Source organism: Pseudomonas sp. RW409 (assembly GCF_003184125.1).
GTDB lineage: Bacteria > Pseudomonadota > Gammaproteobacteria > Pseudomonadales > Pseudomonadaceae > Aquipseudomonas > Aquipseudomonas chlororaphis_I.
Window position 1 is genome coordinate 817,124 of record NZ_QHHP01000021.1, and the last position, 14,078, is coordinate 831,201.

General features: G+C 62.7%; 15 protein-coding genes. 11 read left to right on the forward strand and 4 right to left on the reverse strand.

What is annotated here, in order from left to right; genetic code table 11:
• Positions 1 to 102: 102 nt before the first annotated feature.
• Together DK261_RS12520 and DK261_RS12525 are read left to right on the forward strand one after the other, a co-directional pair.
• Positions 103 to 1,689, forward strand: coding sequence for an ABC-F family ATPase (locus tag DK261_RS12520; RefSeq protein ID WP_009043780.1), 1,587 nt, complete (start codon positions 103 to 105; stop codon positions 1,687 to 1,689).
• Positions 1,690 to 1,932: 243 nt separating this feature from the next.
• Complete coding sequence (locus tag DK261_RS12525) at positions 1,933 to 3,120, forward strand: MFS transporter (protein ID WP_053268989.1); 1,188 nt, start codon at positions 1,933 to 1,935, stop codon at positions 3,118 to 3,120.
• A gap of 1 nt (position 3,121) precedes the next feature.
• Here the strand turns inward: DK261_RS12525 and DK261_RS12530 are convergent, their stop codons facing one another.
• The gene (locus DK261_RS12530; protein ID WP_009048899.1) at positions 3,122 to 4,159 is read right to left on the reverse strand and encodes a dienelactone hydrolase; all 1,038 of its coding nucleotides are present in this window, start codon (positions 4,157 to 4,159) and stop codon (positions 3,122 to 3,124) included.
• A gap of 243 nt (positions 4,160 to 4,402) precedes the next feature.
• Positions 4,403 to 5,014, reverse strand: coding sequence for an FMN-dependent NADH-azoreductase (locus tag DK261_RS12535; RefSeq protein ID WP_009048898.1), 612 nt, complete (start codon positions 5,012 to 5,014; stop codon positions 4,403 to 4,405).
• Between the two features lie 129 nt (positions 5,015 to 5,143).
• Here DK261_RS12535 and DK261_RS12540 point away from each other — a divergent pair, with 129 nt between their 5' ends.
• On the forward strand, positions 5,144 to 6,052 hold the full coding sequence (locus DK261_RS12540) for a LysR substrate-binding domain-containing protein (RefSeq protein WP_009048897.1): 909 nt from the start codon (positions 5,144 to 5,146) through the stop codon (positions 6,050 to 6,052).
• Positions 6,053 to 6,075: 23 nt separating this feature from the next.
• Complete coding sequence (locus DK261_RS12545; RefSeq protein ID WP_009048896.1) at positions 6,076 to 6,420, forward strand: MmcQ/YjbR family DNA-binding protein; 345 nt, start codon at positions 6,076 to 6,078, stop codon at positions 6,418 to 6,420.
• Here the strand turns inward: DK261_RS12545 and DK261_RS12550 are convergent.
• Entirely contained in the window at positions 6,417 to 6,842 is a 426-nt protein-coding gene (locus DK261_RS12550; RefSeq protein WP_009048895.1) for a DUF1294 domain-containing protein, read from the reverse strand. The genes DK261_RS12545 and DK261_RS12550 overlap by 4 nt on opposite strands.
• Positions 6,842 to 7,672 (reverse strand): undecaprenyl-diphosphate phosphatase, encoded by an 831-nt coding sequence (locus DK261_RS12555; RefSeq protein ID WP_110175827.1) that lies wholly within the window; start codon positions 7,670 to 7,672, stop codon positions 6,842 to 6,844. Before DK261_RS12555 ends, DK261_RS12550 begins: the two co-directional genes overlap by 1 nt.
• A 285-nt stretch (positions 7,673 to 7,957) precedes the next feature.
• On the opposite strand from DK261_RS12555, the gene DK261_RS12560 reads away from it, so the two are divergent.
• The 7 genes from DK261_RS12560 (at position 7,958) to DK261_RS12590 (ending at position 14,040) form a co-directional block, all read left to right on the forward strand.
• Entirely contained in the window at positions 7,958 to 9,592 is a 1,635-nt protein-coding gene (locus tag DK261_RS12560; RefSeq protein WP_110175784.1) for a methyl-accepting chemotaxis protein, read from the forward strand.
• 107 nt (positions 9,593 to 9,699) lie between these two features.
• Positions 9,700 to 10,266, forward strand: a complete 567-nt coding sequence (gene pnuC, locus DK261_RS12565; protein WP_016704792.1) for a nicotinamide riboside transporter PnuC — start codon at positions 9,700 to 9,702, stop codon at positions 10,264 to 10,266.
• On the forward strand, positions 10,263 to 10,787 hold the full coding sequence (locus DK261_RS12570) for an AAA family ATPase (RefSeq protein WP_009048891.1): 525 nt from the start codon (positions 10,263 to 10,265) through the stop codon (positions 10,785 to 10,787). The genes pnuC and DK261_RS12570 overlap by 4 nt, the downstream gene beginning before the upstream one ends.
• Positions 10,788 to 11,144: 357 nt before the next feature.
• Positions 11,145 to 11,606: a hypothetical protein gene (locus DK261_RS12575; RefSeq protein ID WP_009048890.1), complete on the forward strand. Its 462-nt coding sequence runs from the start codon at positions 11,145 to 11,147 to the stop codon at positions 11,604 to 11,606.
• A 1-nt stretch (position 11,607) separates the two neighbouring features.
• The gene (locus DK261_RS12580; RefSeq protein WP_009048889.1) at positions 11,608 to 12,186 is read left to right on the forward strand and encodes a hypothetical protein; all 579 of its coding nucleotides are present in this window, start codon (positions 11,608 to 11,610) and stop codon (positions 12,184 to 12,186) included.
• Between the two features lie 63 nt (positions 12,187 to 12,249).
• Positions 12,250 to 13,296, forward strand: a complete 1,047-nt coding sequence (locus DK261_RS12585) for a heme utilization protein (protein WP_110175785.1) — start codon at positions 12,250 to 12,252, stop codon at positions 13,294 to 13,296.
• A gap of 63 nt (positions 13,297 to 13,359) precedes the next feature.
• Positions 13,360 to 14,040, forward strand: coding sequence for a C39 family peptidase (locus DK261_RS12590; RefSeq protein WP_009048887.1), 681 nt, complete (start codon positions 13,360 to 13,362; stop codon positions 14,038 to 14,040).
• Positions 14,041 to 14,078: the final 38 nt, after the last annotated feature.

The following is a 14,078-nucleotide window of genomic DNA, read 5'->3' on the forward strand; positions in this document are numbered from 1 at the left end:
CGACTCTGGCGATGACCGGGGCGAAATGGAAACGCTCCAACATGCCCCGGGAATGACCCAAGAGCCAACACGATGCTCGCAACCCCTTGATAGGTAAAGTAATTGATCTCCACAGCTAACATCACGATGCAGTTCGGCGCCAAGCCGCTATTCGAGAACGTTTCGGTCAAGTTCAACGGCGGCAACCGCTATGGCCTGATCGGCGCCAACGGTTGCGGCAAATCGACTTTCATGAAAATCCTCGGCGGCGACCTCGAGCCGTCCGGCGGCCAGGTCATGCTGGAGCCGAACGTTCGCCTGGGTAAACTGCGCCAGGACCAGTTCGCCTACGAAGAATTCACCGTGATCGACACCGTGATCATGGGTCACGAAGAGCTGTGGAAGGTCAAGGCCGAGCGCGACCGCATCTACTCGCTACCGGAAATGAGCGAAGAAGACGGCATGGCCGTGGCCGAGCTGGAAACCGACTTCGCCGAGATGGACGGCTACACCGCCGAATCCCGCGCCGGTGAACTGCTGCTGGGCCTGGGCATTCCCCTGGAACAGCATTTCGGCCCGATGACCGAAGTCGCTCCGGGCTGGAAACTGCGGGTCCTGCTGGCCCAGGCGCTGTTCTCCGATCCGGAAGTGCTGCTGCTCGACGAACCGACCAACCACCTGGACATCAACACCATCCGCTGGCTGGAAACGATTCTGACGGCGCGTAACAGCACCATGATCATCATTTCCCACGACCGTCACTTCCTCAACAGCGTCTGCACCCACATGGCCGACCTGGACTACGGCGAGCTGCGCCTGTTCCCGGGCAACTACGACGAGTACATGACCGCGGCGACCCAGTCCCGCGAGCAACTGCTGTCGGACAACGCCAAGAAGAAAGCGCAGATCGCCGAGCTGCAGACCTTCGTCAGCCGCTTCTCGGCCAACGCCTCGAAAGCCAAGCAGGCCACCTCCCGCGCCAAGCAGATCGACAAGATCCAGCTGGCCGAGGTCAAGCCATCGAGCCGCGTCAGCCCGTTCATCCGCTTCGAACAGACCAAGAAGCTGCACCGCCAGGCCGTGACCATCGAGCAGATGTCCAAGGGCTTCGACGGCAAGACCCTGTTCAAGAACTTCAGCTTCACCGTCGAAGCCGGCGAGCGCGTGGCGATCATCGGCCCGAACGGCATCGGCAAGACCACCCTGCTGCGCACCCTGATGGGCGAGCTGACCCCGGACGCCGGTTCGGTGAAATGGACCGAAAGCGCCGAGCTGGGCTACTACGCCCAGGACCACGCCCATGACTTCGAAGACGACGTCAGCCTGTTCGACTGGATGGGCCAATGGACTCAAGGCGAGCAGATCATCCGTGGCACCCTGGGCCGCATGCTGTTCTCCAACGACGAGATCCTCAAGTCGGTGAAGGTCATCTCCGGTGGTGAGCAGGGCCGCATGCTGTTCGGCAAGCTGATCCTGCAAAAGCCCAACGTCCTGGTGATGGACGAACCGACCAACCACCTGGACATGGAATCCATCGAGGCGCTGAACCTGGCGCTGGAAAACTACCCGGGCACGCTGATCTTCGTCAGCCACGACCGTGAGTTCGTATCGTCCCTGGCCACTCGCATCATCGAGCTGAGCCCGAACGGCGTGACCGACTTCAGCGGCACCTACGACGACTACCTGCGCAGCCAGGGCGTGGTGTTCTAAGGAACGCCCGTTGCTTGTCAGTCTGAAAGCCCCGTCCTGGTGACGGGGCTTTTTTTGTCCGGCTATAAAAACATCGCGGGCAAGCGTGCGCACACGTTTCTGTAGGAGCGAGGCTTGCCCGCGATGACGTCCTCCCTGCCCCCACAAATAGCCGGCCATAAAGAAATCGTTAGCCTGCTTCCTTTTATTTCCAGCCCGCGCCATGATGCAGTTCTCCAACCGCCCGCCCGCGAACGAGCCCTCATGTCTGCGCAACAAAAGCCCGTGCCCAGCTCCATGGCGATCACCCTGCAGATCGTCTCCATCGTCTTCTATACCTTTATCGCTTTTCTCTGCATCGGCCTGCCAATCGCGGTATTACCCGGTTACGTCCACGGCGAGCTGGGCTTCAGTGCGGTGGTGGCCGGGCTGACCATCGGCGCGCAGTACCTGGCCACCCTCCTCAGCCGGCCCATGGCCGGGCGCCTGTCGGACAACCTCGGCACCAAACGTGCGATCGTCTACGGCCTGGCGGGGATTTTCCTCAGCGGGCTGCTGACCCTGGCGTCCACCCTGCTGCTGGCAATGCCGCTGCTCAGCCTGGGCATCCTGCTGCTCGGACGTTTGCTGTTGGGGGTGGCCCAGGGCCTGATCGGCGTGGGCACCATCAGCTGGTGCATGGGCCAAGTCGGCGCCGAACACACCGCGCGCTCGATTTCCTGGAACGGCATCGCCTCCTATGGCGCGATTGCCATCGGCGCGCCGCTGGGGGTGGTGATGGTCGCCGACTACGGTTTCGAAAGCCTGGGGCTGGCCTTGTCGCTGCTGGCGGCCCTGGCCCTGCTGCTGATCCGCAACAAGCCGTCGGTGCCGGTGATCCGTGGCGAGCGCCTGTCATTTCGCGCGGTGTTCGGCCGTATCGCGCCGTACGGCGCCGGCCTGAGCCTGGCGTCCATCGGCTACGGCACGTTGACCACCTTTATTACCCTGTTCTACCTCAGCCGTGGCTGGACCGGCGCGGCCTATTGCCTGACGGTATTCGGCGTCTGCTTTATCCTCTCGCGCCTGCTGTTCATCTCCAGCATCAGCCGTTTTGGTGGCTATCGCGCGGCCATCGCCTGCATGAGCATCGAGACCCTGGGCCTGATCCTGCTGTGGCTGGCGCCCTCGACGGCGTTCGCCATGATCGGCGCCGGGCTCGCCGGCTTCGGCCTGTCGCTGGTGTACCCGGCGCTGGGGGTGGAAGCGATCAAGCAGGTGCCCAGCACCAGCCGCGGTGCCGGCCTGAGCGCCTACGCGGTGTTTTTCGACCTGGCGCTGGCGATTGCCGGCCCTCTGATGGGCGCGGTGGCGTTGAACCTGGGTTATTCGTGGATTTTCTTCTGCGCGGCGCTGCTGTCGCTCAGCGCCCTGGGCCTGACCCTGCTGCTCATGCGCCGGGCCGACGCCTGACTCACTGATCCGCGGTCTGCATCCCGGCCCGGCTCGGCTTGCCCAGGGCCTGGGCAAAGAAGCGGCCGGCCTCGGCAATCAGACTACGGTGGATGTCCGCGCGGTCGACGCCATCGGCGTCGGTGCACAAGGCCGGCATGCTCAGTAACTGCTCCTCGGTGCACGGCGCCATGAACACGAAGTGCCCGGCCCCGGCCAACAGCCTGAAGTCCGGCGCCACCGGCAGCTTGCGGGCCAGGGCCGCGGCGTTCTTGTCCAGGGCCACCAGCTTGTCGACGTCGCCGCTGTACAGCAGCACCGGCACATGCACGCCAGACAGGGTCTGCCGCCCGAACTTGAGGCTCAACGGCGCCATCAGCAGCAAGGCCTGGACCCGCGGGTCGGCAACCGGTTGCAAGTCGTCGCGATCGACGATCAGCTCGCCCTGGGTATTGCAGGCATCGTGATCGTCGGGGCGCTCCTGGCAATAGCGGCGCAAGCGATCCAGGTCGGGAGTCGCCCCGGACAGGATCAGCGCGGTTTCACCGCCGGCCGAGTAACCGATGACCCCGACCTGCCCGGCATTGACGAAAGGCGACAGCATCGGGTCGGCCAGGGTCGCGGTGATGGCTTCGGAAATCTGGATCGGCCGGCCATAGAGATTGCTCAGGGTGCCCAGCCGGCTGTGATCCTTGTAGTTGTCACCCGGATGAATCACCGCCACCACCACGAAGCCCTTGCGCGCCAGCGAGGTGGCCAGGTCGTGCAGGGCCAGCGGCGTGCCGGTATTGCCGTGGGACAGCATCAACAGCGGAAAGCGGCCGATGGCGATCTTCGAATCCCGGGAGGCGGCAATCTGGTAACCCTCGACCTTGCTGTGGTGCTCGATGCCGGTGGAGGGATAGAAGGCAATGGCGCGCATCGGCTGCTGGTCCAGCGGGTCGAGAAAGCTCATCTCATGGAAACCCACGCTCCAATGTGGATGGGGCGCGGGCGCGGCGTGCACGATAATCGGGCCGCCAAGCAGGCAGATCAGTGACATTGCCCAAAGACGCATCATGGATGCACCACCTTCCCTACCTGATGAAAACGCCGGTTGATTGCTTCACTGGCCAGGGTTTCGCTGGCCTGATGCCTGGGTTGTCGGCCGGATCACGCCGCTGTATGCACTGCAATTTGCATAACCCGGGCCAGAACGAAAAAAGCACGAACACGAAAAACTCCGTATCCCGCTGCCTGGAGGGCATCAGAATACAGAGTTTAAAGGGCCTTGCCTGGGGCGTAAGCGACTTTTACACAAGCCTTACGCGGCAGCGAAAAGTTGCTCGCTGATTTGCGCCTGGGCGTCGTTCAAGGCCTTGGTGCGGACTTCGTCGCCATAAGCCAGGCCGTGGGCGCGGACGAATTCGATGTCGGTGATGCCGAGGAAACCGAACAGCACTTTCAGGTAGTCCTCGTGAGCCACGCCAGTGGCCTGGCCGGCGTGCAGACCGCCGGAGGTGGAGACCACCACGACTTTCTTGCCACCGCACAGGCCTTCAGGGCCAGCTTCGGTGTAGCGGAAGGTCTGGCCGGCCACGGCGATGCGGTCGATCCAGGCCTTGAGTTGGGTCGGAATGGTGAAGTTGTACATAGGCGCAGCGATCACCACGGCGTCGGCGGCCTGGAATTCGGCGAGGGTCGAAGCGCTCAGCTCGGCTTCGTGCTGCTGGGCGGCGTTACGCACTTCGGCCGGAGTACCGGCGGCCACCAGGGTGGCGGAGCTGAAATGGCTGATGGCGTCGGCGGCCAGGTCGCGGTAGGTCACCTCAACGCTGGCGTCGGCGTTTTTCCAGGCCTTGACCACGCTTTCGCTCAACTGACGGGAAGCCGAGTTGTCACCAAGGATGCTCGAATCGATATGCAGCAGTTTCATCTGGGATTCTCCAAGTGAGGATCGCCACCGGGCGATCAATTGAGGACAATCCTACAGATGAAACCAATAGCTGATTAGTCGGCACAAATGCGATAGTTTGTCCCATCAGCAGGACAGTCGAGTCATTCTATGCAAGACCTCAACGATCTTTATTACTTCGCCAAGGTGGTGGAAGCCGGTGGTTTCGCCGCCGCCGGGCGTTTACTCGGGGTGCCCAAATCCCGTTTGTCGCGGCGTATCGCCGAGCTGGAAGAGCGGCTGCACACCCGCTTGCTGCAACGCACCACCCGCCAACTGAAGCTGACCGCGGTCGGCGAGCGTTACCTGCGCCACTGCCAGGCCATGCTGCTGGAAGCGGAAATGGCCGACGAGGCCGTGGCCAGCATGTCCAGCGAACCTCGCGGGCGCCTGCGGGTGTCCTGTCCGGTCGGCCTGGCCCATCATATGTTGCCGACTGTCATCAGTTCCTTCCTCGAGCAATACCCCCAGGTCCAGCTCGACATGCAGTTGCTCAACCGCCGGGTCGACGTGGTCGCCGAAGGCATCGACGTGGCGCTGCGGGTTCGCGAGCATGGCGACGAAGATCCGTTGCTGGTGACCCGGCGCCTGCGCCAGGCGCAGACTGTGATGGTCGCCAGCCCGGCGTTCGCCCGCGAATGGCCGATCCACAGTCCCGAAGACCTGCACAAGGTGCCGGTGCTGGGTGCCCTGGAGGCCGACCGCATGGTGCATCTGCGCATGCTCGACGCCCAGGGCGAGAAATGCGACCTGGTCCTGGAAGCACGCCTGGGCATCGACGATTTTCTGGTGCGCCGCTCCTGCGCCCTCGCCGGCCTTGGCTGTACCATCCTGCCGATGATGTATTGCGAGGAAGAACTGCAGACCGGGCAGCTGGTGCAACTGCTGCCGCAATGGTCATTGCCTGGCGGTTGGCTGCAGGCGGTCTACCCTCACCGGCGCGGGGTATTGCCAGCGGTAAGGGCCTGGATCGAGCATGTCAGCGAAGCGTTCAAAGGCTGCGGAGACCGAACGTTATGACGGCCGCGATAAAAGGAAAAACCATGACTGAAGCGGATGTGGCGCAATTCTGCCTGGACTTGCCGGGTGCGCGCGAAGACTACAAATGGGGCGGCGTGCGGGTGTTTTCCGTGGCCGGCAACAAGATGTTCGCCCTGCAGAACCTGCGGGGCGAGTCACTGGCGTTCAAGGTGGACAAGGAGCTGTTCCTCGGCCATGTCGACCGTCCCGGCATTGCGCCGGCGCCGTACCTGGCCCGGGCGCACTGGATCATCATGCAGACGCCCTACCCGCTGGGCGCCGGCGAGCTGCAGGACTTGCTGCAGCGTTCGCACCAGTTGGTGGTGAGCAAGCTGCCCAAGCGGGTACAGGTCGGGTTGTTACTCTAGAACAGCGAGAACAGGCTGCCTTCGAGAAACAGCCGGTCGATCCAGAACACCTGGTGCAGCAGCACGATCAGCCAGAACACCAGTTGATAGGACAGCTTGCGGGTCTTGTGGCGAAAGGCCTGTTGCGCCAGCAAGGCGCCTGGCCAGCCACCGGCCAGTTCCACGGCATGCAGGACGTTTTCCGGGGTCCGCCAGCTGTCGCTGCGGGCCTTGCGCTTGTCGCTCCAGTAGAGGAAGAACGTCAGCACGCTGACCGCGCCGTAGGCCGCCAGCGGCACCCAGGAAATCCCCTTCACACCCAATAGCAGCGAGCCGCACAGGGGCAAGGCGCAGAGCAGCAGGAAAACCACCGCCTTGAGCCGTGGCTGCTGGATCCGTGCCCCGGCGGCTTCGCCGGGGCGGTTCTGGTTGCGTGCGTTCATCAGGAATGGACCGCGGTCCAGTCGACCCAGCCGAACTGCCAGGTGGCGAGGATCACCAGGCCGAAGGCAATGCGATACCAGGCAAAGGCCGCGTAGCTGTGGTTGGCGATGAACTTGAGCAGGCCCCTGACCGCGATCATCGCGAAGATGAACGAGGTGATGAAACCAACGGCGAACACCGGCAGGTCGTCCGGCTGGAACAGGTTGCGGTATTTGTAGCCCGAGTAGACCGCGGCACCGACCATGGTCGGCATGGCCAGGAAGAACGAGAACTCGGTGGCGGTCTTGCGCGACAGGCCGAACAGCAGGCCGCCGATAATCGTGGAGCCCGAGCGCGAGGTGCCTGGAATCATCGCCAGGCACTGGGCGAAACCGACCTTCAAGGCATCTTTCCAGCTGATTTCGTCCACGTTGTTGGCATGTATTTCATGCTGCCGGCGTTCGGCCCAGAGCATGACCAGGCCACCCACCACCAGCGCCGTGGCGACGGTGATCGGGTTGAACAGGTATTCATGGATCAGGTCGGCGAAGATCACCCCCAGGACCACGGCGGGCATGAAGGCGATCAGCAGGTTGATGGTGAAACGCTGGGCGTTGCGCTGGGTCGGCAGGCCGGTGACCACGTCAAGGATCTTGCGGCGAAACTCCCAGACCACCGCGAGAATGGCCCCCAGCTGAATGATGATGTTGAACGCCATGGCGCGCTCGCCACCGAAGTTGAGCAAGTCCGCAACGATAATCTGGTGGCCGGTACTGCTGATGGGCAGAAACTCTGTCAGCCCTTCCACAATCCCCAAAATCAATGCCTGTACGGCAGTCCAAAGCTCCATCAATCCCCCGAAGGTCATGCCGTAACATGCCTTTTTAGTTTTTCTTCAATGTTCACTGACGCGTGCGTCGCGGCTTCGCAGCCGCAATAGGATCATCATCGCCCCTGAAAATTCCGTGAAAAATCAGCCGGATTCAGGTTTTTCGCGATGTGGCCGAAATCCTAGCAGACAGACGCGATAAACGCTGTCGCGTTGCAAGAATCCGATGGACCTGACTGCAAGGAGCGCATGACGGATGTACAGGGTGTTTCCATTACAAGAACAACAATCGGGAGTGACAGATTCATGAACAGCTTACGCAGAATGTCGATCAGCCGCCGGCTGTGGCTGATCCTGATTGTGGCGGTACTGATGCTGATGACCCTGGGCATGCTGATGCTCAAGCAGATCAATGAGGACCTGTACCAGGCCAAGGTCCAGAAGACCCAGCATGTGGTGCAGACCGCCAACGGCGTGCTGGCTTATTTCCAGGGCCTGGAAAGCGCCGGCAGCCTCGATCGCGCGACGGCGCAGAAGCAGGCACTGAGCGCCATACGCGGCCTGCGCTACGACCAGAGCGACTACTTCTGGATCAACGACCTGACCCCGGTCATGGTCATGCACCCGACCAACCCCAAGCTCGACGGCCAGAACCTCTCGGCCATTCGCGACCCGGACGGTCTTGCCCTGTTCAACGAAATGGTGGCCATCGCCAAGGCCAAGGGCGCCGGCATGATCAACTATCGCTGGCCGAAACCGGGCGCCAGCGAGCCAGTGCAGAAGACCTCCTATGTCCAGCTGTTCCAGCCCTGGGGCTGGATCATCGGTTCGGGGGTGTACATCGATGACGTGCAGGCCGAGTTCCGCAGCCAGGTGGTGAAAGCCTCGGTCGTCGGTATCGCCATTGCCCTGCTCATGGCCCTGCTGGTGCTACTGATCGCTCGCAGCATCGTCCGCCCGTTGCAGGAAACCGTGCACGCCATGGCCAACATCGCCAGCGGCGAAAGCGACCTGACCCGCACCCTCGACACCCACGGCCAGGACGAAGTCACCGAACTGGCCCGGCACTTCAACGGCTTCACCGCCAAGCTGCGTCTTGTCGTCAGCCAGTTGCAGGTGTCGGCCAGCGCCCTGGCGCAATCCTCCGCCGACCTGGGCAGCAACGCCAGCCAGGCCCAGGAGCGCAGCCAGCAGCAGTCGCAGCAGATGGAGCTGGTGGCCACCGCCATCAACGAAGTGACCTACGGCGTACAGGACGTGGCGAAGAATGCCGAGCACGCCGCCAGCGAGATGCGCGACGCCGAGGCCCAGGCCCAGCAGGGCCAGGTGAATATCGACGGCAGCCTGCAACAGATCGACCGGCTCTCGGCCACCATCGACCAGGCCGTGGAAGTGATTCGCACCCTGGCCCAGGAAAGCACCCAGATCGGCAGCGTGCTGGAGGTGATCCACTCGATCGCCGAACAGACCAACCTGCTGGCGCTCAACGCGGCGATCGAAGCCGCGCGGGCCGGCGAACAGGGTCGTGGCTTTGCCGTGGTGGCCGATGAGGTGCGCCTGCTGGCCCAGCGGACGCAGAAGTCCACCGCGGAGATCCAGTCGATGATCGAGCGCCTGCAAGGGCACTCGGAAGCCGCGGTGAAAGTCATCGGCGACAGCAGCCGGGCTTCGCAACAAACCATCGAGCAGGCCGGGCTGGCCGGGGAAAGCCTGAATGCCATCGGCCAGGCCCTGCGCAACCTCAATGGGCTGAACGCCTCCATCGCCAGCGCCACCCTGCAACAGGCCCATGTGGTCGAAGACATCAACCAGAACGTGACCCAGGCCGCCGGCCTGTCCCACAGCACGGCCCTGGCGGCCGAGCAGTCCAGTGCCGCCAGCCTGCACCTGAAAGAGCTGAGCGAGCAGCTCAACGGCCTGTTGCGCCAGTTCCGGGTCTGAGACGTTCCGTTGGCGGGGTTCGCCCCGCCACGGTTGCCGGCCTTCACTAACATGCAAGGCCGCTTCTGGTTACAATCCGCACCCTCCTCCGCTTCCAGGTAGTTTTCATGTCCGGGCTTGAACTGTTCGCCGCTGCACTCGGCGTGATCGCCGTCTGGCTGACAGTCAGACAGAACCCCTGGTGCTGGCCGATCGGCCTGGTCATGGTGCTGCTGTACAGCTGGATCTTCTTCGAAGTGAAGCTGTATTCGGACATGCTGCTGCAAGTGGTCTACGCCGCCCTGCAACTCTATGGCTGGTGGCAATGGACCCGTGGCGGCGCCAGCCATCAGGGGCGTCCGGTCAGCCTGCTAGGGCCCCGCTCGATGCTGCTGGGCCTGAGCCTCGGAGCCGTTGGCAGCCTGCTGCTGGGAGCGGCCATGGCCCATTGGACCGATGCCGCGCAACCCTGGCTGGACGCCGCGCTGACCGGCTTCAGCCTGGTGGCGCAATGGTGGATGGCACAGAAGCGCGTGCAATGCTGGCCGCTGTGGATTGCCGTCGACGTGATTTTTGTCGGCCTGTTCATCTACAAGGACCTGTACCTGACAGCGGCACTGTACGGGCTGTTCACCCTGCTGGCCGTGCAGGGCTGGCGCGCCTGGCGGGCCGACCCGGCGTTGCGCCCGGCATGAAGGTCCTGGTACTGACCGGCCCCGAGTCCAGTGGCAAAAGCTGGCTCAGCGGCCACTTGCAGGCGCGCTTCGGTGGCATCCAGGTGGGCGAGTACGTCCGCCATTTCATCGAACAGCACCGGCGCGACACCTGCCTGGCGGATATCCCGGAGATTGCCCGCGGCCAGTTGGCCTGGGAAGACCAGGCCCGGGCGCAACACCCGCCGCTGCTGATTCTCGACACGCACCTGCTGAGCAATATGCTCTGGAGCCAGGCCCTGTTCGGCGCCTGCCCGGACTGGCTGGAACCCGAGCTGCTGGCTCGCTGCTATGACCTGCACCTGCTACTCTCCCCGGAAGATGTCGGCTGGAGCAACGACGGCCAGCGCTGCCAACCCGAACTGAGCGAGCGCCTGGCCTTCTTCAAGGCCACCGGTGATTGGCTGGTGCAACACCAGCAGCCCTTCGAAGTGATTCGCGGCGATTGGGAAGCCCGTCGGCAACGGGCATTCGAGCTGGTCGAGCGCCTGCTTCAGGGTTGACCGAATACCTTTCGTGTCCGCGTTTTTTTCTCCTGCGCAAGCAGGACAAATGTCCACTCCTGAAACACCCGCCGCTGCGCAAAGCGGCCAATTCAAAGGGCTTCTCATTGCCCTTCAGCCATCTGTTAAAACGCTGATACAGCCCGACGCGAGCCTCCCGATCCAGAGCGTCGCCACGGTACTGTCGGGCTGCCGGAGGCGGCACCGGTCTCATCGTTGAAACACTCCTGTCCCTGTAACGCCCTTGGTTATTCGTAACCTGTTGAATTTTTGAAACAATCAAAAAAGCGGCACGGCTTCTGCTCTCTACCCTCGCAACGCCGGCTAGGGCCAGCGACAGAAGAAGGGAATGCTGCCGTGGAGAATCGCAATTCAGCTCTGACCCACCTCCTGCTGATCGGCTGCGCCATCGGCTCGCTGCTCAGCCTCCCGGTCCAGGCTGCCGACGACATCAGGGACGGCAGGATCGTTCTCGACCGCGACGTTCAACCTCGTAGCGTCGGCCGCCCTCCGCTGCATCCAGATCCCTACCCGACCACCGTCAATGCCAACCCTTCGGCCCGGGTCAAACAGATGACCAGCAACACCGAATTGAGTGACGGCGATTTTGCCGGGGTCAGCAGCGGTTCCACGATCAGCAGCAGCGTCATGCCCAACGGCGTCAACCTGCAGGGGCTGAACAGCGTCGCCAACCCCAACGGCATGGCCGGCATGAGCGCCGGCCACGGCGGCGGCAGCGGTGGCGCCATCTCCGGCACCATCAACCGCTCGCTGAATTCTGGCCTGGCTCCTTTGGGCAGACTGGCCGGAGGCCAATGAGATGATTCGCACCCTCGTATTGCTTGCCCTGTTCGGCTGCCCTTCGGCAATGGCCGACCCAGGCATCCAGGCGGTGGACACCGCCACCCTTCACAACTCCGGCGCCCGCTACAACGGCAACTTCAACGTCAACCAGGCCGCCGGCGACCAGCAGCAACAGACCAACACGCGCGCCATCGCCATCGGCACCGACGCCCAGGCCACCACCGTGGTCCGGCAGAAGCTCGGCACGCCGGCCAGCAGCGCGATCGACGCCACCAGCAGCATCGGCGGCAACGCTTTCAGCAACGGCAACGGGGTTCTGGGCGTGAACCAGGGAGCCGGGGCCAACAACCAGATGGTCAACGCAATGCGGGTGAGCATCAGTGCCCAGCCGCAAAGCATCGACGACAGCGTCCTGTCCCAGCAGAACGTGGCGCTGTTACCAGGCTCGGGAGCAACTGACGCTTCCAAAGGCAGCCGCCAGGTCGTTACCAGCGACCAGGCCTTCACCGGCAGCCGGGGAGTGATTCAGGTGAACCAGAGTGCCGGGGTGGGGAACCGAATGGCTAACACCCTGAGCATACGGGTCGCTGACTGACCCGCAGCAGTGCGATTGGAAGGTACCAACACTTAACCAACTAAATAAGCACGGAGAAACACCATGAAACCTACAATGGCTCTCAAGCCACTGGTTTTTGCCCTCGCCGCAGTCATGGCGATCGCCGCACATGCGGGCAACGACGACAATCACGGAGGTCACGGAGGTCACGGAGGTCACGGTGGCCATGGCGGTCACAATGGTCACCACGGTGGTCATGGCGGTCATGGAGGCCACGACGGTCTAGACCTCAAAACCAAGCTGCAAATCACCGCCGGCGCCGCGGCCAACGTAACCGATGAGCAGTTCAGCTCGGGCAACAGCGTCAGCAACCGCGGCACCAACAACAACGCCGACGCCAGCGACTCGATGAACAACTCCAACGGCAACATGGGCGCCAACGTGGCTGCCGGCGCCGGCAACCAACAAGACAACGCCGTCGCCCTGGCCACCGCCGATGAAAGCTTCATCTTCGGCAGCGCGGTAGCCACTTCCAGCGCTACCCAGACCAACACCAACAACACGGTGAAAAACTGGTCCACGCAAAACAACGCAACACTCGACAATGCTGGCAACGGCGGCTCCGGCAACATCGGCATCAACGTCACCGCCGGCGACCTCAACCAACAGAAAAACAACCTGGCAATCGCCGTATCCGGCGGACGCGTAGCGACCGCATCGGCTTCGGCCGACCAGACCGTCACTGGCCTGGACGTGGATAACAAGGGTGTGCGTACCTACAAAAAAGACACCCTTACCAGTGAGTTCAATGCCTCCGGCACCTACAAAGGCACCGGCTACGGCAAGATCCAGGGCGACGACGATCACCATGGCGGTGGTCATCATGGCTACGGCGATCGTAGTGGTGGCTACGATAACGACGATCAGAAGTTCACCTTCAAGGAACAAGGCACGATCGAACTTTCCGGCGTCTGGACGAAGCAAGTGCTGACCAAAGACGGCTGGAAAAACCCTGTGATCAACAACGCGTCGATGTCTGGCTCGATGAACGGCTTCTCCGGCAACGGCGGCGCCAACGTCTCGGCGGGTGTCGGCAACCAACAAAGCAACTCGCTGTCCATCGCTGCCGGCTGCAGAGCCTGCCTGTAATCACGAGCGTGACGAAAGCCCCGGAAACGGGGCTTTTCCACAGTCCCACAAGGCGTAGCGATCATGCGAATGGCGACCTTCTCCCTTTTGCTTTGTCTGACGGGCCTGGCTCAGGCCGCACAGATGCCAGTGGCCGTATTGCCGGGCGGAAACCTGGTGTACAAGCAGGTGCAAAGCGTGCGGGAGCGCAAATTCGCCGACCTGGTCGAGCAGAAAACCGACTTCAGTTGCGGCGCCGCCGCGCTGGCGACGGTACTGCGCCAGGCCTACTGGCTCGACGTCGATGAGGAGCAGGTCATCAAGGGCATGCTGGCCACCGCCGACCAGGACCTTGTGCGTACCCAGGGTTTCTCCATGCTGGACATGAAGCGCTACCTGGAAAGCATCGGCATGCGCGCCCGGGGCTACCGGATACCTCCCGACAAACTGCAGGCGGTCTCCATTCCGGTGGTGGTACTGATGGACATTCGTGGCTACAAGCACTTCGTGGTCATGCAGCGGGCATACAAAGACTGGGTCTATATCGGCGACCCCGTCCTCGGCCATAAACGCTACTCCCACGAAGACTTTGTCAAAGGCTGGAACGGTATCGTCTTCGCCATCGTCGGCCCCGGCTACGACAAGGCCAACGCCTTGCTCGACCCGCCCAACCCGCTGACCGCAAAGAACAAGCTGGATACCTTCAACCCGGTCAAAGACGCAGAACTGATGGAATTCGGTTTCATTCAGAGCGACTTCTTCTAGGGTCGCCCTAAGGATAAAGGGGCAGGATGCTCCGGGAG